Here is a 17,972-nt window from a genome sequence, read left to right on the forward strand (position 1 = left end):
GGCTTTTTTTATTATACTGATTTAACCAGCGCTGAAAAATATCACACATTTTTACAATGCATACTTCAAAAACGATAATAAATAATGGATTATAGATTATGGTCGCTCATTTTAAGAAGCCACAGACTCCAGCCGATCATTGGGCGCAATTATTTACCGCACAGCGTTTAGGCAGTGTAAAAAAAGCACCTATCCAAGATAGTGCTCGCTCCTCCTTTCATAAGGACTATGATCGCTTGGTGTTCTCACATTCTTTTCGTCAGCTGAATCAAAAAACCCAAGTTCATCCACTAACCAATCAATTGGGTATCCATACACGCTTGACTCATTCACTGGAGGTTTCTTGTATTGGACGCTCGCTAGGGATAATGGCAGCAGAAAAATTGCATGACAAACTGGATAACGGACTACCAGCAGGCGTGTCGCCAGCTGATGTCGGGGTGATTGTACAAGCAGCATGCCTCGCCCATGATATCGGCAACCCACCTTTCGGTCACGCTGGTGAGTATGCTATCCGTGATTGGTTTACTCATCCTGATCGTCAAGCAATCTTGCAGCGTTTGAGCAGCAATGAGCAATTAGACTTGCTGGCTTACGAAGGTAATGCACAAGGGTTTCGACTGCTAGCGCGTAATGAGCATCATCCAGATAAGGGCGGTATGCGTCTGACCTGCGCAACTTTGGGCGCGTTTATGAAGTATCCGTGGCTAGCAACGCATAGCAATTCAATAAACAGCGACCAGAAGAATGAGGATGTTAACAAAAACTTATCGACGACCAAAGTACAAAAATTTGGCTGCTTTTATAGTGAAGCTGCGCAGTTGGAGCAATTGGCGGACTGTTTGCATTTGCCGCGCTCGCAGCAGCATGATGGCTTTGCGCGTCATCCACTCGCTTATCTACTCGAAGCGGCAGACGATATTTGCTATGCATTGATAGACTTAGAGGATGGTATTCATCTAAACATGCTGAGTTATAGCGATGTAGCAGCCATCCTTTATGAGCTGATCGGTGAACGCTCTGATACCATTGCATTGCCTATCGCTTTGCCACCGCAAGTTTCCGTCAGACAACAGCTAGCAGCTCTACGTGCTCGGGCCATGATGCGCTTGGTTAATACGGTAACCGATGCCTTTGTTGCCAACTCTAGTGCTATGCTTGCTGGCACACTCACAGGTAGCTTATTTAATCATTGCGAGCCCACTGTACAAAATGGCATTACCCAAGCCAAGCAGTTGGCCCGCGAACAAATATTTAATCATCCCAGTAAAGTACGTATGGAGCTGATGGCCAATCAATGCTTACATCGTCTCCTTGATGCATTTATGCCACTGGCTTGGACAGCACTTGCGGACGCACCAAAATTGTTTGAGCAGCAGCGCCTCTTAAGCTTGCTACAGCCGCATCTTGATGAGCATCGGCGGGTACTATCCGATAATATTTATCATAACATTCTAAATATTTTAGATTTTATTACTGGCATGAACGATCATGAAGCTTATAGGTTGGCGCAGGAGTTGCAAGGTCATTGGGGTACGATGGTCTAGTAAATTCACCATCCAATACCCATCTTATCCATCATAACTAGGGATTTCATTCGTATTTTTGCGTTGAAATGAGTATGATAAACATCTATTAGGTAATTTTGAAATATTATGAGCAGTCGCGAACAAAAAAAGCTTCAAACTCGGCGCGCATTTTTTAATGCAGTGCTAGACTTATGTATTACTGGGCAATCTTTTAGCTCTATCAGTCTTAGACAAGTAACTCGTGAGGTTGGCGTGGTGCCGACCGCATTTTATCGCCATTTTGATGGTATGGAATCATTGGGCGAGGCATTAGTTGTTGAAGAATTAGGTGGTACGCTTGCTACGTTGCGTGATGGCCTACAGATTGGCCGCAAACGCAGTTTTGATCGTCAGATTGCCAAGAGTATTCAGCTATTTTTACAAACCGTTAGTGCGCAGCCACGTTATTGGCAATTTTTGGTCAGTGAACGCTTTGGTGGCTCAGAAGCTGTCCGTAAAGCTATTAGCGATTTGATAAAGATGCATGGGAAAATACTAGGAGAAGATCTAGCATTACAGCCTGCTTTTACTCATATCAATGCTTATGACCGCCGATTGCTCGCTGAGGCGGGGGTTAATATGTTTTTCTCTTGGATTATCGATTGGTTAGAGCTGACTTATTCTGAAGAGCATGACGATGAAGTTGATTCAGCAGAAATTGAAGATAAAAAACAGCTGATGCTACACAATTGTACTCGTCAAGCACAAATGCTATTTTATGGTGCTTATAACTGGAAATCGAGCGAAGAAACCCAGCTTAATGATTGATAATGCATTAGCTGCTTCTCCTTAATGGTATTAGACATTAAAAGCTAGGACGGAATGCCCATAAGCGCTGTGAGATTACTTTTACTGTCTTAGCCTCATTATTATTACTTTCACTAGCATTGTTATTGTTGCCATTGTTGTTATTATCATTACTATCATCGTCGCTGCTAGCGCTCGTTTTGCTAATTAATACTGTCGCAAAACGTTGCCGTGCTGCACCTACACCGGTGCTATCAGTGGCGGTGATAAGAGCTCTGAATGCTCGAGTATCCACCGCTAATAATGATTCCATTCCTTTACGCTCTTCAGTGCCCATACTAATAAACGGTGGCAATTGCCATAGATCATCAACAGATGCTAATACTTGTTGTGCACGCAGATCTGTCAGCGTTTGCATTTGTTTTGGGGTCACCTCATCCATCAGCGCAGCGAGCAATACATGGCTTGCCGTATTGACATTGATAGGTAAAAAGTAAGGCACTGCGGTAATATACGGTCGTAAGATTGCCAAGGTCTCAGCGCTGACCCCGCGTACTTCTTGGAGCTGGTCTATACTAACCAATGGCTGATTGGGCAGAGTTTTATTGGCGCTGCTACTTGCTGACTGGCTATATAAGACACTCTCATCACCGCCATCGTTATAGACTTCGTTGTCTGCATCTTGCCAATCAAGCACCGCAATAGCAATTTCAGGCTCTAGATTTAACTGTGTCAATAAACGCTGAAACACCTCCAATGCATTGGTATCGGCTGTGCCATCATGATAGAGATTATTGATGTTAAAGCGGCTAGCCTCATCACGTAGCTCCATAGTGATGCTATGCACCCCTAAAGTATAAGGCGGCATCGGCTGTGCCCAAATATCTTGTGCGCTATCGGTATCATTCAGCTTATCATCAGCGCGAATAACGGTAATTGCTAACTGCTGACCGGCCTCGATGTCTTGTAGTAGTTGATCTTGATTAAACAATAAGCCACTGCGGCGAATGGCGATTTTCTGACTAGCAAGCATTGCACCTGCTACTACTGTAATACTGACAACCAAAAGTAAAATGGTCAATAGTGCCACACCGCGCTGGGAGTCTGCTGTCATTGTCATAAGCGCCTCCTATTATTGACCATTTGTCATGTTATCAGAGTTATTTTCATTACTGCCGTTGTTATTCTCATTACCAGCACCGCTATTGCTATTATTTGGTAGAGATTGTGGTGCGAGGGCCCATTGCCAAGTAATCGGCATATCTTGATAAGTAAAACTCATCCCTACCCCTTTAGGAAGTAAGATAGTCTCCGTCTCGTCAATAGCAGAGTTATCGCTATTATTGTTCTCATTATTACCAAATTGGTTATCTGCGCTAGGGAAATTATTACTCACCTCAGGTAGGTAGGCCTGCCAGCGCCCTGCTGTAACACCGTTAAGAAGCACCGTATCTAAGCTGACGCTATCAGACCCACCTTGGATACTATTGTATTGTCGACGGATAAGACGCTCATCTGCAAAGATATAGTCAACACGCTGCAAGCTTGGACTGGTTTGGTAGCGTGGATCAGGATCAGCAAAACGCACAAAGCTAAGCTGCTCATCATCTAAGCTCATAAAGGGTTCAGCAGCTATAGAGTCTTGAGCGCTATTAGTATTATTGCCATTAGTGTTGCCATTGGTATTGGCGTTCAGGTTGGAGCCGTTCGCGCTACTATTTTGCGTAGAAGGTGCTTGATAAGCAATGACTTGACCCATATCTTGTTGTAATTGCAGATAAGCATACTGTAAGACAGCGAGCTGATCGGCATGAAACTGCGCCCGTTCGCGAGCACGGTTGACCCCATCAAATACTTGCCACCCTGCGACCGCAAGCATCGCAAATATCGCCATTGCTACCATGAGCTCAAGTAAGGTAAAGCCGCGCTGCTGCCTCACGGGTTGCCCCCACTTGGATTTAAGCTACCCAAATCTAAACTACCGACATCTTGCTCTGCATTGCCTAGGATCACATTGATATCCGTCACCGCTGAGCGCACTTGCCCATCAATAATAGGGGCAACACTGATATTTACCTCTTTTAACGCTGGCGTCAAAGTACTATTGACGGTCATGGCTACTTGCCACGCGCGACCTTGGGCATCCATCGTTTGCGTGCTATTGGCCGTCAACCACGACTCTTGAATCCGCAAATCAGCCGCGGCATTTTGTGCTACAAAGTGTCCAAGCGTGCGCGTACGTAATACCTCAACCGAGTTCAGATATGCACTGCTGGCACGGCTAGCGGCAACGGCGACCACTGCTAATATAGCGAGTGCCACCATCACTTCAATCAGTGTAAACCCACCCTCACGCTTTGATAGTGTGGTTTGGCATGCGCTACGATTTGTAATATGCGTTGTTGGCTTATATTTCTTCGTCATCTGCTACAGCCCCTGCCCTATCGTCATACTGCCATCCGGCATAATAGTGATGACTTCTCCGACTAATCGCGACTGATGGCGCACCTCAATTGTGACAGGAGTTGCCTGCCCAGTACCAAACCACAATACTTGCGGCACTGCTTGCCCATTAAACCAAGGTTGTAAAGTTTGGGTAGACTCTAGCCCTGACGCATTATTCGCCTGCAGACTTTGAATGCTTAAGCTGACCCCAGCTGGCATTTCTGGCAACGTGACTTCCGATTCCAGCTCCCAGCTAGGAGTTGGTTGACTTTCTCCATTAGCCCCTGACATACCGGACAAGTCTGCAGACAACTCCATTGAGTTTTTGGGCGTACTATCACCGTTACTTGGCGTTACTGATTGGGTCTGATAGCTAATATAAGGGTTTGATAAACTCATAATGACGGGCGTTACTTGACCTTGCTTGTCTGCTTGCAAGCTTAATCCCATCGGCTGCATACGCTCAGCTGCCAGTAGTCTGACATAGCTTAATGAGTCAGTAAGATGCTCGTAAAAGGCGCGGTTTTTTCTGGACTCGCTACTACCGACTGACACAGCAATCATGCCAGCGAATATAGACAAAATAACCATGACCACCATGATTTCAACCAAGGTAAAGCCTGTCTGCGAACGTGGTAAGTTTGATAATGCGAACTTTGTGGGAAGTACCTGATTAGGAAGTGCTTGATGATGGTTTTCTTGCGAACAGCTTTCTTGAAAATGCTTAGGAGTCTGACAACAGCGATGACTGAATTTTATAGCTGTGTCATTATTTAGATTAGTTAGCTTACTTTTTGTGGGGCAAAAAGCGTGCTCGACCACTGAGCTGGACTGAGTCTTGGCAGTGATCGGCATGATGTACCTACTATCAACAATATAATACGTAGAATGGGAGTAAGAAGTAATTATTAGAAACCTAGGTCGTTTTTCAGTAGAGTCATAAAAAAATCGAATCAACATGATTAAAAATTGGCAAGTTACTTTTAAAAATTATAAGAGGAATTTTTACAACCTACCAATCTTAATCTATGCTATCAGTAAAAGTACACCCTATCAGTAAGTCGCATTACGATGTTCTTCTGATTCAGTTTCAATTTGCTCAACCAACTCTTGCATGTCCTCATCCAGTGCATTTTGGTCGATATCGTCAGCTGGATAATGGCTGGGCAATTCCAGCATTTGTTGCACAAAGACATAACGCAAAGTATCACGACGACCTAAATAACGCTGATAGAAACTGGAATTCAACAGTCCCGCTCCACCCTGACCCATCGCCCAAATTGAGGACAGATAATCACGGGTACTTAAGCTGCTACGCTCATCTTTTAGATAAATACTGATAATATCAAGCAAACGCTTCATACGCTGGCGGCGAATATCGTATAGCTCACCGAATAGACGGTTGAGACCGGTCACCGAAGCAGCCAAACGTTCCTCTATTTGATTGAGCAGCATAGCTTTTTGGGGATTAAATAACTGCTGGAATATCATCCGTGCAATCCCTGCTGACGGGCAATCATCAATACGATTTATCTCAAACAGTTGCTCTTCATAACGAATGATAATACGCAAATACAGCTCATCTTTACTCGAAAAATGCTTATATAGCGTACCTTTTGCCAAATCCAATTGATCGGCCAAACTGTCTAAAGTGATATCACCGTCGCCTGACTCAAGTAATAATTGTTCAGCCATCGCTAAGATATTCTCTTCGCGCGCTTTAAACTGATGTTGACGACTCATAACCTCTCCTAAAACCTGACAAGACTAAGCATATGACCCTACTGCGATAAACAGTGCGATAGATAGTGAGTCGGCAATGACGGTATGAGGACTGCACGAAGACTATATAAAGGGCTATAAGGGACTATGATATAAATAGTGGCTATGCTTACATTGCTTACGTTTGCTTAATAGTCATTGATAATCATACGCTTACGTTTTAGAGCTTAATGGCTCTTTACGCAGTAATAGGACTATACAATTAATGACTGACTGGTCATAGCATAACGATTTTAATGATACTGTGCCAGTAAATTTTCAAAGTTTTTTGCAGTTAGCGCCCCTACTTCATTGCTACTACAGCCATACATATCAGCAAGATAACTGGCAACGTAAGGAACATACGCCGGCTCGTTAGGTCTACCACGTTTAGGCACAGGTGCAAGATACGGGCTATCAGTCTCAATCAATATTCTATCTCTAGGCATATTTTTTGCTGCATCTTGAATCATTTGCGCACTCTTAAAACTCACAATACCTGAGAACGAGATATAAAACCCTAAATCCAGCGCACGTTTTGCCGTGTCCCAATCTTCGGTAAAGCAGTGAATAATGCCATGTTCTGCACCTTCCGCTTTTAAGATATCGATAGTGTCCTCTTTGGCATCACGCATATGTACGACCAGCGGTTTCTTCAAACTTTGGCTGGCATGAATATGACGCGCAAGGCTTGCTTGTTGCTCTTTTTTATTTTCTGTCGACCAGTAATAATCCAGCCCCGTCTCCCCTATTGCCCAAACGTGCTCAGCGTCGGCGGTCTCTATCAAACGCTCGACCGTCGCTGATTGCAATACGCCAATATCTTCACAAGGATGGATGCCCACGCTCATGCCTAGATTTAGTGTCTCATCACCGTAAGTGCTGACGATATTGGCAATCTCATCATATTCAGCGAAATCACACATAATCGCCATCGCACGCGTGACATTGGCCTCTTTCATGGCGGCAATTGCACCGGACAACTGACCGTCATACTTCGTTAAATCTAACCGGTTTAGATGGCAATGAGTATCAGTAAACATAAACAATCTCGTTAATAAAATTTTGTAAGTGTAGGGTCTGTTGAACATTTATTGCTCTAATCAGCACTGTTTTCAAGGGGTCTTTAACAGTAAACTATCAGGTTAGCTGTTTATAACATTCAAATTGGATTTACTGATGATATAGATATGGTTAAAACGTCATAAAAATACTACGCTAATAATGGCGTGTCACTAGCAATAACGTCGCATCCTTCATTTACCTTTTAAAAGCCCTATCATTATGAATCATAAAAAAACCGTTACCCTGCCCCCTATTATAAAGACTCTGCTACCTAAGTATTTGTACAAGCAACGGTTCTTATTGCAGGACAACGGATATGATAATCACATCGATATTGCTAAAGATACGCGTATTATTGGTAATTCAGTCATTACCATTCGTAAAGGTCATGATAATCAAATCACCATTGGTGAACATGGACAATTTAATAAGTTAAAAATCGATATCAATGGTAGTCACAACCAAATAACTATCGCAGAGCATGTCAAATTTTCTGGTCAATTATTAATCGTTGGCAATCATTTGCACATTCATATCGGTGAGCGTACCACTGCCATAGATTGTTATATTTTAGCTCGTGATAAGAGCGTGACCATCGGTAAAGCTTGCATGATATCGCGCGGCATCGAAATTCGGGCGACTGACGTCCACAAGGTCTACGATATAGACTCTAATGTAAGACTGAATAATGCTAATGCTGATGTTGTCTTAGGAGATCACATCTGGATTGCTGCCAATGTAACCATTTCTAAAAACGTCACTATCGCTAGCGGTTGTATCATTGCAGCAGGTGCTTTTGTCAATAAACCCATTGAGACGCCAAATTGTATGGTTGCGGGCACACCTGCCAAGATTATTCGGCAAAGTGTGCGCTGGGAGCGCTAGAAATAGCTTAAACCATTATAGTTAATTAAGTGGCACCACGCGCATCACCTCTTCTATGGTCGTCACCCCTTCACTAATGCGCTTCGCCCCAGATAGGCGCAATGGTTGCACGCCTTCTCGGTACGCTTGTTGTTTGAGCGTATCCAAATTGGCATCGGCGGCTACCAGCTTTTTTAGTTCATTCGACAATGGCATGATCTCGTACAGACCGACACGGCCTTGATAACCTGTATGGCGACAGTGCTCACAGCCCTGCGCCGTATAAATTTGTGCTGGCACAGCAGCGCGCCAAGGCTGTACCAACTCCTGCCACTGGATAGCTATCTCGCTATCTGGCGTAACATCAGCTGCTTGCTTGCAATGCGGACATAATGTACGTAACAAGCGCTGCGCCATCACGCCCAAGATAGTTGCCGAAGTCAAAAACGGCTGAATGCCTAAATCATGTAAGCGAGTGATTGAGCTGGGCGCATCATTGGTATGCAACGTCGAGAGCACCAAGTGTCCAGTTAAGGATGCCTGCACTGCCATATTGGCGGTTTCAGCATCACGAATCTCACCAACCATAATGATGTCTGGGTCTTGACGCATCAAGGAGCGGATACCATCAGCGAAGTGCAAATCCACGCCCGCATTGACCTGCATTTGGTTAAAGGCTGGCTCAATCATCTCGATAGGATCTTCAATAGTACAGACATTGACTTGCTCAGTTGCTAGCTGCTTGAGCGTACTATATAAGGTGGTAGTTTTACCAGAACCCGTCGGACCGGTGACCAAAATAATGCCATTTGGATGCGCCGTCAGCTCATGCCAAGTCTCAAGCTGTTTACCCGACAAGCCAAGCTGAGCAAACGAGCGTACCAGCACTTCAGGGTCGAATACCCGCATGACCAGCTTTTCGCCAAAGGCAGTCGGCATGGTAGAAAGACGCAGCTCGGTTTCCATCCCATTATGGGTACGTGTTTTTAAGCGACCATCTTGCGGTTTGCGCTTTTCTGCGACATTGAGACGTCCCAAGATTTTAATACGTGCGGTCACCGCTACTATAATCGCCAGTGGCATCTCATAAACGGTATGCAGCACGCCATCAATTCGAAAGCGTACCTTGCCCGTCTCACGACGCGGCTCTAAATGAATATCACTGGCACGCTGCTCAAAGGCATACTGCAATAACCAATCGACGACTTTGACGATATGTTGATCGTTGGCATCTGGATTGGTATTGTCACCCAGTTGTAATAAGGCTTCAACATTGGTCACATCAGCGGCAGCACGCTTATGGATACTATTCGCCCCGGCAATCGCTTGCGTGACTTGGTAGAATTCTTGCCGATAGCGATTAATCTGTTCAGGATTAATATAGACCGTGCGATAGCTTTTAGATTTGATAATTTTTTCGATATTTGAGTGCCAGTCAGTATAGAACGGCTGATCGGTACCGATGACCACCTCATCAAGCGTCACTTCAATCGGCAAAACATGCTGTGAGCGCGCATACTCAAAAGACATCAGTTGCGTCACCGCTGGCACATCAACCTTTAACGGGTCAATACGCACGATTGGCATATCTGCTTTGGCTGCCAGCCATTGGTTGAGCCATGCCAGCGTTAATTTATTCTCAGGCTTATTATCAAGCGCATGACCATTAGGCAAGCCGAACTCACTAATCGTCAGTAGCGGATGCTGCGCCTTATCACGGCGACTGGTAATCACCAAATTATAGCCACGCTGGTCAATCACCCTATCTGCCAATAGTTCATCAAGACACCAACGTAAATCAATCACTATCGAATACTGCTGAGCGGACATATTTTTCTTCTTTTATTATCGGTAAGTGGTGCTTAAAAAGCACTCTACAAGGTCTCATTCACTTCTACAACTGCCATTATTTGTAGCTGCCCTGATTCTATCAACTGAAAACTCACATCCACAGACTTATAGCGCATGATAAAAGGTGTATTTATCTCCGTACGGCGATAGGCTGGACGTGGATCTTGCGCGATTAAGGCTTTTATAAAGTCGATATCAGATTCCAGCAATTGCTTTTGCACCTTGTGGACAAGCCCATCTCTTGAGTTTAGCGAATTTGTTAAGTTTATTGAATTCATTGAATTTATAAAAAGTAATGCAGCATTTTCCGTACCACTATTTGTGTCATTATTTTTATTATTAGCTTTATCAGATTGCTCTACATTAACCTGCTCTACATTAATCAGAGTCATAAACTGCTTGTAAGCAGATTCAGTCATTGTCACATCCAGCAGTGTTGGTGCAGTTGGCGCAAAGCCACTCTCTGCATCATCAACAGCATCGCTATAAGCCACATAGGGTTTGATATCGATAATTGGCGTACCATCAATCATATCAGCACCGCTAATGATAAGTAATACGCGGCCTTGTACTACCTTGACCCGTTCAAGTTTAACCACAGACAGCCCTAAACCTGAAGGTCGATACATACTGCGACTGGCAAACACGCCTATCTTCTCATTACCGCCCAGCCGTGGTGGTCGTACTTGCGCGCGAAAACTGCTATCCGCTTTATTCATATGGCCGTTTTTACTTGCATGACTGGCTTTATTTGCATGACCGTTTTTACTTATAAAGTTATGATGAAATTGCCAGCTAAGCCAAATATGACTAAACGCTTCTAATCCTACAAATGCCGCTGGCGTATCATAAGGCGCTAACACCTCAATCACACTAGTCAGCGCCACCAGATTTGGCTGTCTTGGCGCCCCAAACTTCTGTGATAGTGGCGCACGATGATAGCCAATAATTGGCGCATGGTGATAGCCTTCTGACGCATAGCTCTCTGACACATTGTCACCTGACATAAAAACTCTCCAAAAAAACTTGCCAATAGTGACAATTTGTCTATTCAAAACAGATTTATATAGTAAGACAGACTGACTATAAAACAGTCTCATCCAATCATACAAAATTATTTACTAACGATATTCTATTTTATCATGCCCGCTCAGAGCCACTTAGCGGATTTTTATTTTAAAGTTTGGTATTATGAGCGTGGAATTTGTTGAGAATCGCTTGCATTCATATGCTAGCGTATCTATACATAGACTTTACAGGCATTCCCAGCCCCTTATAACGCTTATAATAATGTTAAAATAGCAGTTTATATTGAACTCATATCCTCAAAGCTTAATAAGTTCAATATTTTAGATCTTAAGCAGTTTTGCTACTTGTCTTTATCATAATTTTGATAATGATTAAAAACAGCAGGTACTTTTAGAATATTGAATCCACCGTTGAAAATTTTAATTTAATACTCATTTAAACCTAATAATGTAGTCAGCAATCTATTAACGAGGACTTTATGTCAAAACTTCGCACCGAAACGGTCACAGAGGTTCATCACTGGAATGACGCTCTATTCAGCATCAAAACCACACGCGATGACGGTTTACGTTTTCGTAATGGTGAGTTTGCGATGATTGGTCTCGCTATCGATGGCAGACCATTACTACGCGCTTACTCGATTGCTAGCCCTAACTATGAAGAGCATCTAGAATTCTTTTCTATCAAGGTTCAAGACGGGCCATTAACTTCACGCTTGCAGCATATCAAAGTTGGTGACGAGCTATTGGTCAGCAAAAAACCAACAGGTACGTTAGTACTTGACGATTTATTGCCAGGTAAACACCTTTATATGCTATCAACTGGTACTGGACTTGCGCCGTTCTTAGCATTAGCGCGTGACCCTGAAGTTTATGAACGCTTTGATAAAATCATTTTGGTACATGGCGTACGTTACATTGATGATTTGGCTTATCAAGATATGTTCGAAAATGAGCTGCCAAATGATGAAATCTTTGGCGAATGGTACCGCGAAAAGTTCATCTACTATCCGACTGTTACGCGTGAAGAGTTTAGAAATACTGGGCGTGTCACCGATTTAATGAAATCAGGCAAACTGTTTGAAGATATTGGTTTACCACCGATGAATAAAGAAGATGACCGTGTGATGATTTGCGGTAGCATGCCATTCAATGCGGAAGTTTCAGCGATTTTAGATGACTTCGGTCTTACTGTCTCACCACGCATGGGCGTACAGGCAGATTATGCGGTTGAACGTGCCTTTGTCGGGTAAGTTAATTAGTACTGAGTTAATTAATACGCAATTATCATAAATAATTCTTGACGGCTAAAAATAGGCTGTTATAATACGCAGCCTATACAGTTAACCCTGTAACCCAATTCGATAATGTTTGATTTTTAAATAAACTTTATCACCTAACACGCCGGTGTGATGGAATTGGTAGACATGACGGATTCAAAATCCGTTGCCTTTAAAAGCGTGTCGGTTCAAGTCCGACCACCGGTACCAATACTAAAATACCGCTAACGATTTATGGTTAGCGGTATTTTTTTGCGTATTAGTTTATAAAACTGCTCAAAAAACTCACGATATATCGGCTCTGGCTCGTAGAGTACGTGCAATGTACCCTACGACTAAAACCAAACCTACTCAGCGTCATCTATTAGCTTGTTTAACGCATCTACCATGTCATCATCTATGATACTGTCTTCAACATAATCGACTAACTCATAGATGGTGGTCAGATCCATCTCTCTGATACCCAAACTGGCTAGCTCTTCGTTGATAGACTCTAAGCTTACGACATCCTCAGGATTACCTAATAGGTGCTCATCAAACCCAGCATTAACGAACCAATATATTTTTTCTAACAACGTATCTCTTTCGGTTAAAGTAGAATAACCCTCGCCTTGGATAAATAAATTAAAGTGATAAGGCAACTCTACATCATTGATAAATAAAGTACGCATACAGTCTATCGTGTAGGCTTGGCTATCACTACTTTCATCGTTTGCATTGTCTGCATCTACTTCAATCTGCTCTTCTACTAAGCTTCCTAATATCTGATAATCACCTACTTTTACCTTGTGATTATAGATAATACAAAAATCAGCGATGGCGTCAAAAATAACCGCGCTGATATCTAAAGTATTATCATCGATATCATAAAAGGCTTTTAGAGCTGGTAAAAACTCGGTTAGTTTGTCTTCGGGTACTTGCGTGAGAAACTGTTGCTCGTATATGGTTATCATGTCGTCAGGAGAATAGGTATTTACATTGTCTTCTTCGTTTCTGCCAGTAGGTTGCAGGGGCACAAGATTGTATGGGTTATTATTGGTCATTCAGAACTGCCTTGTTATATGAGTTTGCGGTATTGAATATCTGCGGCTATAAGTTTCGGCTCGTTTTAGCTATTATAGTATCGCAGAATCCATGACGGGTATTATCCCTTATTCAGTGACTTTTAGATATATGATGGTTTTTGCATTTTTCTTGCAAATATAGCCTATCCTTACTTATCTAACCTAATTTATACGTATTGTGTAAACTGGCGAATAAACTTGAGCTAGTAATTTGTTAAATTTCGGATGAATGAATTAATGACTGATATGAACCTTGCAGAAAAATTAGAAGAATTACTTCTAGTTGGGTTCAAGCGACTAATGAGCTTTTTGTAAAGCATCGGTTAGCTGAGTTTTTTCGCAATGATGTCAACGATACATTTGATGACTACTTAAAGTCATCACGTCATAAATCAGCGACAGACCAGATGAAAGTCGCTGCTGGATAGGTTTCTAAAATTATAGTGAATAAGCTCAAGATTAGTAAGTTGACCAACACTATTAAGCAGCTCGCCCAATTCGCAATAACTAATAAAAATCTCAGTTAGGCTAGTTAGTTGCTCGATGCTGTTAGGTAGCTCTTTCAGATTGCAATGATCTAAATCTACTAGCATGGTGGCCAATAATATTAAATAGACCCGTCTATAATCGTTACGAAAAAAACATGTAGGCAATAATTAACAAATCCATCATCTAATGTATGGAAATTAGTCGCCTAACTTTGATAAATATGTGCAGCAGGTAATATGCTAATTTAGCGTTGGGAGACGCTAGCAAACAGCGTCTCGGTCTAGTAACGACAGTCAATTAAGCATAGAACTGTATTTATTGCTATGGATATTTTTGGAGGTATTATGATTCTCGTAAGCCGATCGCGCCGAGCAGCGGCGTCAGCTGTGCTTGCCCTGATGGTATGGGGCGTAAGTTTCTTTCTCCATTTTTTTTGGGAGATGGCACAGGTACCGTTTTTCTCCGGCATGGTCGAAGCGAGCCACTGGGATGTGGTCTGGCTTTGTACGCGTGCGACCGTCGGTGACGCCAATATTGCTTTTGGCGCCTACACGCTCGGGGCATTGTCTGTAAAAAACTGGTTTTGGATTACAAAGCCATGGCGTCTGTCGACTTTATCAGTATACCTTGGCGTCGGCCTGATTGTGACAATAATCTTTGAGTACTGGGCAACTGGAGCTGGCCAGAGGTGGAATTACAGTGACCTTATGCCTGAGATTCCATTGTCAGGTATAGGTGCGTTGCCGCTCGCTCAGTGGGTAATCATTCCGATAGTGTTGATTTACGCTGTCAAATGGGGGTTTCTTGGGTGGCTGGTTTCGAAGCGCACCGAACACGAGTAGATCGAGTAAAGCGACAATCACATTCTTCCAAAGCGCTTCCGGAAAAGTCAATAGTAGTGTCCTGACATGAGTTATGAAGCTTTGCGCAATATATAGTTGAGATGACATTTAGCTAATTGGAAAAGGGTTTTTTACCACTCATGATCTGAAGAACAAAGGTTCCGGATACTGTAATCAATAGGAAACCATGAAAAGCCTCCATCGCAGTCATGAATCGTAGATGTCCGTTAGGCATGAGATCGCCTCGCCCAAGCGTTGTGAAGTTGACTAGCGAAAAGTAAAAGTAGTCCATAAAATTAAGGGAGCTACCATCGCTAGATGAGGACGATACGAGGTTACCGACCTCAAAGCCATACACAGCAACCCAGAAGCCAGCAGCATAGAGCAATGCCTCGAACGTGTGGGCAAGTACGATTGAGCCGACTGCGACCCCAAGGCAGTGTCCTAGATGGCGAGACGGGGTCACAAACTGTGACGAGAACTTTAACGCGCCGTAATGTATTGTCGTACAGACAGCGATTAAAAACGCCGCAATTATAATTGCCAGAATCACTTTTTACCCTTTTTGAGGAAGCCACATTGAAGTCGAAGGAACGGCTCTAGACTACATTTTATCCGCAGATAGAAGTTATCTCTTATAGTGCTTTAGCCTAGACAATATTCTGTTTGGATAAATTCAGTTCTTTTACCTTTTGAAAATTTGCTTAAAAACTCTTTGTAAAGCTCATTGTTCTTCTCCAACCTGCTTATGGTTAGAGGCTCTTTATTCAGCTCAATAATTTACGATACTAAGTCTTTCAATATAGTTGACGACTACTAACACTAGGGTCTATTAAGATAAGTCATTACGCAGTCATTTGAATCAGTCAGCATATGTAGTAGTAATCCTAGACCAATTATTTTATAGGGCTTTGGTAAAAACAATAAACACCCATAAACTACCATTGCATAGTAAGTATGTAGCGGATGAAAATTAATACTACAGCGATTGGGCGAGAAAATAGGCGTCGCTAGCAGATGGTCTAAATCTACTAGAATGGTCGCTAATAAGATCAAATATACTCGTTTGTAATCATTACGAAAAAAAGTATAGGCAATAATCAACGGCATACCAAAATGTAGGAAGTAATGGATAAAGGTTTGAATCATCATTTGTCCAGTTCAGCATGATATTTTGATCGGTGCATTAGTACGCAGAACGATCAAACTAATAAGCGTTGCTTAAGAAGTCAAACCCGTATAATCACACTTGGAAAACAGGCGCAAATCCACCTCCTGGTGTACGAAAGTTAGTCGCCTGACCTTGATAGATACGCCCAGCAGGTAGTAACAGCTGTCCTCCATAGGTATAAAGACGTATATCTACCTTTCTTGTCGTCACAATATCATCGATTTTTATTGATCGCTCTGTTGCAGGAATAAAAGTCTGCGCAATGTAATTTTCCTCTAAAATATTTTCAAATACACGGCGAGTAACCTTGCTACCACGATAGACACCCTTGCTACCATAACCAGCAACTGGCTTAAAAAACAGTTGTCGCCGTGTACTCCACAATTCTGCTGCTGCATCTTTTGCAACCATTTTCGTTGTTGGCACTGACCTTTTCAGATATTCTGCTGAATCGTCATCTAATCCCCATAAACGTAACGTTTGCGGCTCGGATAGTAAAGTTAGGTTGCGCTTATTGGCAAACGTAGCATGTACATGGGGATTAGGGGTCACTACTACAGCGCCCTCTAAATAGGCTTTTTTAAGCACGGCGTGACTAGAGTTTTCAAATGCAAAGTCAACCAAGCGATTATAGATCATATCAATGGGCTTACCATGCGCTGTCAGTGTACCATCGCTATATTCAAGCTCAGACGGATCGAGTATAACGGTATCAATACCCTTTGCTTGGAGTAGTTGACGAGCCAACTGAAATTCTAAATACATGAACTGGTTTTTGGGATCGTTATCAACAATAGCTATACGATTGGGCATGGAAGTAGCAGATTGTCGTTGCCACTCCTGTTTGAACATATTAGTAACCGCTTCTTCAAACCCCTCAAGCATTTGATTAGTAGTAGCACTTTGCTCGGAGGGATGACAACAGTGGTTTTGCGCACGAGCGAGTAATACATTTAAAAATGCGCCTCCCGCATTGGTATTGATCTCGATAAGCTTAGGACCATCGATACCTAAGTGAAAGTCATAACCCATGAAAGCCCCTATTGGACCAGGATCGAAAGCAGCGATTTCTGGTGCCCACGATAGCACTTGCTGTTGATATAATGGCAGTTTAACAGCTGACTCAATAGCTTCGACAATCCGTACCATTGCCTCTATCTGTATTTTGGGGACGAACACGGGTGTTGCTGAAAAAAGCTTACTAAACTCATTGGCTCCTATTGGATTGTCTCTTACATCTGCCAATTGATCTTGAAGGCTTGTATTGAGTGCTTTACGATCTAGGGTAAGGCAGTAGCATTCTTGATTGAGTCGATTTGCAAGACTGTCATTTGCTTTTTCTTGGTTGTCAGTTAAATATTCCATTTGAATGTCATCATTAAGTAGAGGGACTGTACTGATATGTCATGTAAGACAGCCAAAATAAAATAGGATTAGCTATAGCTCCAAACCTCATACTTTACTTGTATCATCAGCGGTGACCGAGCTGATTTCTAAATCCCCAATCTGAGCGCTATCTTTGGTATTTAAATTATTAGTATTTAAGTCATTACTTGAAGCTGAAGTAGTGGCTTCATGGCTAATTGCCTGCCTCTTACGTACGTGCTCAGTTTCTTCATCTTTGACTGCTTCTTTAAAGCCCTTTACTGCACCGCCTAAATCTTTACCCGCGTTTTTAAGCTTAGCAGTACCAAATACGACTACCACTACTACTAACAAAATCAGCCAATGTGTAATAGAAAAACTACCCATAACGATATCCTTATTTTTAAATTCTAATAAAACCCGTATTGGGTA

At 42.7% G+C, this 17,972-nt stretch carries 18 protein-coding genes and 1 tRNA gene; 6 read left to right on the top strand and 13 right to left on the bottom strand.

Annotated features, from left to right (window positions below; genetic code table 11):
• Nucleotides 1-98: 98 nt before the first annotated feature.
• Nucleotides 99-1,547, top strand: coding sequence for a deoxyguanosinetriphosphate triphosphohydrolase (locus AAEY87_RS02870; protein ID WP_350655869.1), 1,449 nt, complete (start codon nt 99-101; stop codon nt 1,545-1,547).
• Nucleotides 1,548-1,655: 108 nt separating this feature from the next.
• Complete coding sequence (locus AAEY87_RS02875) at nt 1,656-2,336, top strand: TetR/AcrR family transcriptional regulator (RefSeq protein ID WP_068034913.1); 681 nt, start codon at nt 1,656-1,658, stop codon at nt 2,334-2,336.
• A gap of 37 nt (nt 2,337-2,373) precedes the next feature.
• Here AAEY87_RS02875 and gspK read toward each other — a convergent pair whose 3' ends face one another.
• The 6 genes from gspK to AAEY87_RS02905 all read right to left on the bottom strand — a co-directional run bounded on the left by gspK (nt 2,374) and on the right by AAEY87_RS02905 (nt 7,564).
• Nucleotides 2,374-3,435, bottom strand: a complete 1,062-nt coding sequence (gene gspK, locus AAEY87_RS02880; RefSeq protein ID WP_350655870.1) for a type II secretion system minor pseudopilin GspK — start codon at nt 3,433-3,435, stop codon at nt 2,374-2,376.
• 12 nt (nt 3,436-3,447) lie between these two features.
• Entirely contained in the window at nt 3,448-4,254 is an 807-nt protein-coding gene (gene gspJ, locus AAEY87_RS02885; RefSeq protein ID WP_350655871.1) for a type II secretion system minor pseudopilin GspJ, read from the bottom strand.
• Nucleotides 4,251-4,739, bottom strand: a complete 489-nt coding sequence (gspI, locus tag AAEY87_RS02890) for a type II secretion system minor pseudopilin GspI (protein WP_350655872.1) — start codon at nt 4,737-4,739, stop codon at nt 4,251-4,253. The genes gspJ and gspI overlap by 4 nt, the downstream gene beginning before the upstream one ends.
• A gap of 3 nt (nt 4,740-4,742) precedes the next feature.
• Complete coding sequence (locus AAEY87_RS02895) at nt 4,743-5,615, bottom strand: pilus assembly FimT family protein (RefSeq protein WP_350655873.1); 873 nt, start codon at nt 5,613-5,615, stop codon at nt 4,743-4,745.
• Between the two features lie 198 nt (nt 5,616-5,813).
• Entirely contained in the window at nt 5,814-6,503 is a 690-nt protein-coding gene (locus tag AAEY87_RS02900) for a TetR/AcrR family transcriptional regulator (RefSeq protein WP_350655874.1), read from the bottom strand.
• A 272-nt stretch (nt 6,504-6,775) separates the two neighbouring features.
• Complete coding sequence (locus AAEY87_RS02905; RefSeq protein WP_350655875.1) at nt 6,776-7,564, bottom strand: TatD family hydrolase; 789 nt, start codon at nt 7,562-7,564, stop codon at nt 6,776-6,778.
• Nucleotides 7,565-7,805: 241 nt separating this feature from the next.
• Between AAEY87_RS02905 and AAEY87_RS02910 the strand changes: the two genes are divergently transcribed.
• Entirely contained in the window at nt 7,806-8,471 is a 666-nt protein-coding gene (locus AAEY87_RS02910; RefSeq protein ID WP_350655876.1) for an acyltransferase, read from the top strand.
• A 21-nt stretch (nt 8,472-8,492) separates the two neighbouring features.
• On the opposite strand, the gene tfpB is transcribed toward AAEY87_RS02910, so the two are convergent.
• Together tfpB and AAEY87_RS02920 are read right to left on the bottom strand one after the other, a co-directional pair.
• Nucleotides 8,493-10,280 carry a type IV pilus assembly ATPase TfpB gene (gene tfpB / locus AAEY87_RS02915; RefSeq protein ID WP_350655877.1) on the bottom strand — a complete coding sequence of 596 codons (1,788 nt, stop codon included), beginning with the start codon at nt 10,278-10,280 and terminating at the stop codon, nt 8,493-8,495.
• Between the two features lie 44 nt (nt 10,281-10,324).
• Nucleotides 10,325-11,308, bottom strand: a complete 984-nt coding sequence (locus AAEY87_RS02920; protein WP_350655878.1) for a tRNA (N6-threonylcarbamoyladenosine(37)-N6)-methyltransferase TrmO — start codon at nt 11,306-11,308, stop codon at nt 10,325-10,327.
• A gap of 500 nt (nt 11,309-11,808) precedes the next feature.
• Here AAEY87_RS02920 and AAEY87_RS02925 point away from each other — a divergent pair, with 500 nt between their 5' ends.
• Entirely contained in the window at nt 11,809-12,582 is a 774-nt protein-coding gene (locus tag AAEY87_RS02925) for a ferredoxin--NADP reductase (RefSeq protein ID WP_068034907.1), read from the top strand.
• Between the two features lie 150 nt (nt 12,583-12,732).
• Nucleotides 12,733-12,819 (top strand) — tRNA-Leu (locus AAEY87_RS02930).
• A 137-nt stretch (nt 12,820-12,956) separates the two neighbouring features.
• Here the strand turns inward: AAEY87_RS02930 and AAEY87_RS02935 are convergent.
• Nucleotides 12,957-13,652, bottom strand: a complete 696-nt coding sequence (locus AAEY87_RS02935) for a hypothetical protein (protein WP_350655880.1) — start codon at nt 13,650-13,652, stop codon at nt 12,957-12,959.
• Between the two features lie 854 nt (nt 13,653-14,506).
• On the opposite strand from AAEY87_RS02935, the gene AAEY87_RS02940 reads away from it, so the two are divergent.
• Nucleotides 14,507-15,004 (top strand): hypothetical protein, encoded by a 498-nt coding sequence (locus tag AAEY87_RS02940; protein ID WP_350655881.1) that lies wholly within the window; start codon nt 14,507-14,509, stop codon nt 15,002-15,004.
• Nucleotides 15,005-15,116: 112 nt separating this feature from the next.
• Here the strand turns inward: AAEY87_RS02940 and AAEY87_RS02945 are convergent, their stop codons facing one another.
• The 4 genes from AAEY87_RS02945 to tatA all read right to left on the bottom strand — a co-directional run bounded on the left by AAEY87_RS02945 (nt 15,117) and on the right by tatA (nt 17,927).
• Nucleotides 15,117-15,557, bottom strand: coding sequence for an ion channel (locus tag AAEY87_RS02945; RefSeq protein ID WP_350655882.1), 441 nt, complete (start codon nt 15,555-15,557; stop codon nt 15,117-15,119).
• A gap of 269 nt (nt 15,558-15,826) precedes the next feature.
• Nucleotides 15,827-16,156, bottom strand: a complete 330-nt coding sequence (locus AAEY87_RS02950) for a DUF6122 family protein (RefSeq protein WP_350655883.1) — start codon at nt 16,154-16,156, stop codon at nt 15,827-15,829.
• A 91-nt stretch (nt 16,157-16,247) separates the two neighbouring features.
• Nucleotides 16,248-17,540: an ATP-grasp domain-containing protein gene (locus tag AAEY87_RS02955; RefSeq protein ID WP_350655884.1), complete on the bottom strand. Its 1,293-nt coding sequence runs from the start codon at nt 17,538-17,540 to the stop codon at nt 16,248-16,250.
• 87 nt (nt 17,541-17,627) lie between these two features.
• The gene (gene tatA, locus AAEY87_RS02960; RefSeq protein ID WP_350655885.1) at nt 17,628-17,927 is read right to left on the bottom strand and encodes a Sec-independent protein translocase subunit TatA; all 300 of its coding nucleotides are present in this window, start codon (nt 17,925-17,927) and stop codon (nt 17,628-17,630) included.
• Nucleotides 17,928-17,972 lie beyond the last annotated feature (45 nt).

Origin of the sequence: Psychrobacter sp. S1-30-MNA-CIBAN-0213 (genome assembly GCF_040309845.1) — a bacterium.
GTDB lineage: Bacteria > Pseudomonadota > Gammaproteobacteria > Pseudomonadales > Moraxellaceae > Psychrobacter.

Excerpts from the sequence above, each read along its gene's own strand:
- AAEY87_RS02870 (WP_350655869.1), top strand. The coding sequence starts at position 99 with ATGGTCGCTCATTTTAAGAAGCCACAGACTCCAGCCGATCATTGGGCG.
- AAEY87_RS02875 (WP_068034913.1), top strand. The coding sequence starts at position 1,656 with ATGAGCAGTCGCGAACAAAAAAAGCTTCAAACTCGGCGCGCATTTTTT.
- gspK (WP_350655870.1), bottom strand. The coding sequence starts at position 3,435 with ATGACAATGACAGCAGACTCCCAGCGCGGTGTGGCACTATTGACCATT.
- gspI (WP_350655872.1), bottom strand. The coding sequence starts at position 4,739 with ATGACGAAGAAATATAAGCCAACAACGCATATTACAAATCGTAGCGCA.
- AAEY87_RS02895 (WP_350655873.1), bottom strand. The coding sequence starts at position 5,615 with ATGCCGATCACTGCCAAGACTCAGTCCAGCTCAGTGGTCGAGCACGCT.
- AAEY87_RS02900 (WP_350655874.1), bottom strand. The coding sequence starts at position 6,503 with ATGAGTCGTCAACATCAGTTTAAAGCGCGCGAAGAGAATATCTTAGCG.
- AAEY87_RS02905 (WP_350655875.1), bottom strand. The coding sequence starts at position 7,564 with ATGTTTACTGATACTCATTGCCATCTAAACCGGTTAGATTTAACGAAG.
- AAEY87_RS02910 (WP_350655876.1), top strand. The coding sequence starts at position 7,806 with ATGAATCATAAAAAAACCGTTACCCTGCCCCCTATTATAAAGACTCTG.
- tfpB (WP_350655877.1), bottom strand. The coding sequence starts at position 10,280 with ATGTCCGCTCAGCAGTATTCGATAGTGATTGATTTACGTTGGTGTCTT.
- AAEY87_RS02920 (WP_350655878.1), bottom strand. The coding sequence starts at position 11,308 with ATGTCAGGTGACAATGTGTCAGAGAGCTATGCGTCAGAAGGCTATCAC.
- AAEY87_RS02925 (WP_068034907.1), top strand. The coding sequence starts at position 11,809 with ATGTCAAAACTTCGCACCGAAACGGTCACAGAGGTTCATCACTGGAAT.
- AAEY87_RS02935 (WP_350655880.1), bottom strand. The coding sequence starts at position 13,652 with ATGACCAATAATAACCCATACAATCTTGTGCCCCTGCAACCTACTGGC.
- AAEY87_RS02940 (WP_350655881.1), top strand. The coding sequence starts at position 14,507 with ATGATTCTCGTAAGCCGATCGCGCCGAGCAGCGGCGTCAGCTGTGCTT.
- AAEY87_RS02950 (WP_350655883.1), bottom strand. The coding sequence starts at position 16,156 with ATGATGATTCAAACCTTTATCCATTACTTCCTACATTTTGGTATGCCG.
- AAEY87_RS02955 (WP_350655884.1), bottom strand. The coding sequence starts at position 17,540 with ATGGAATATTTAACTGACAACCAAGAAAAAGCAAATGACAGTCTTGCA.
- tatA (WP_350655885.1), bottom strand. The coding sequence starts at position 17,927 with ATGGGTAGTTTTTCTATTACACATTGGCTGATTTTGTTAGTAGTAGTG.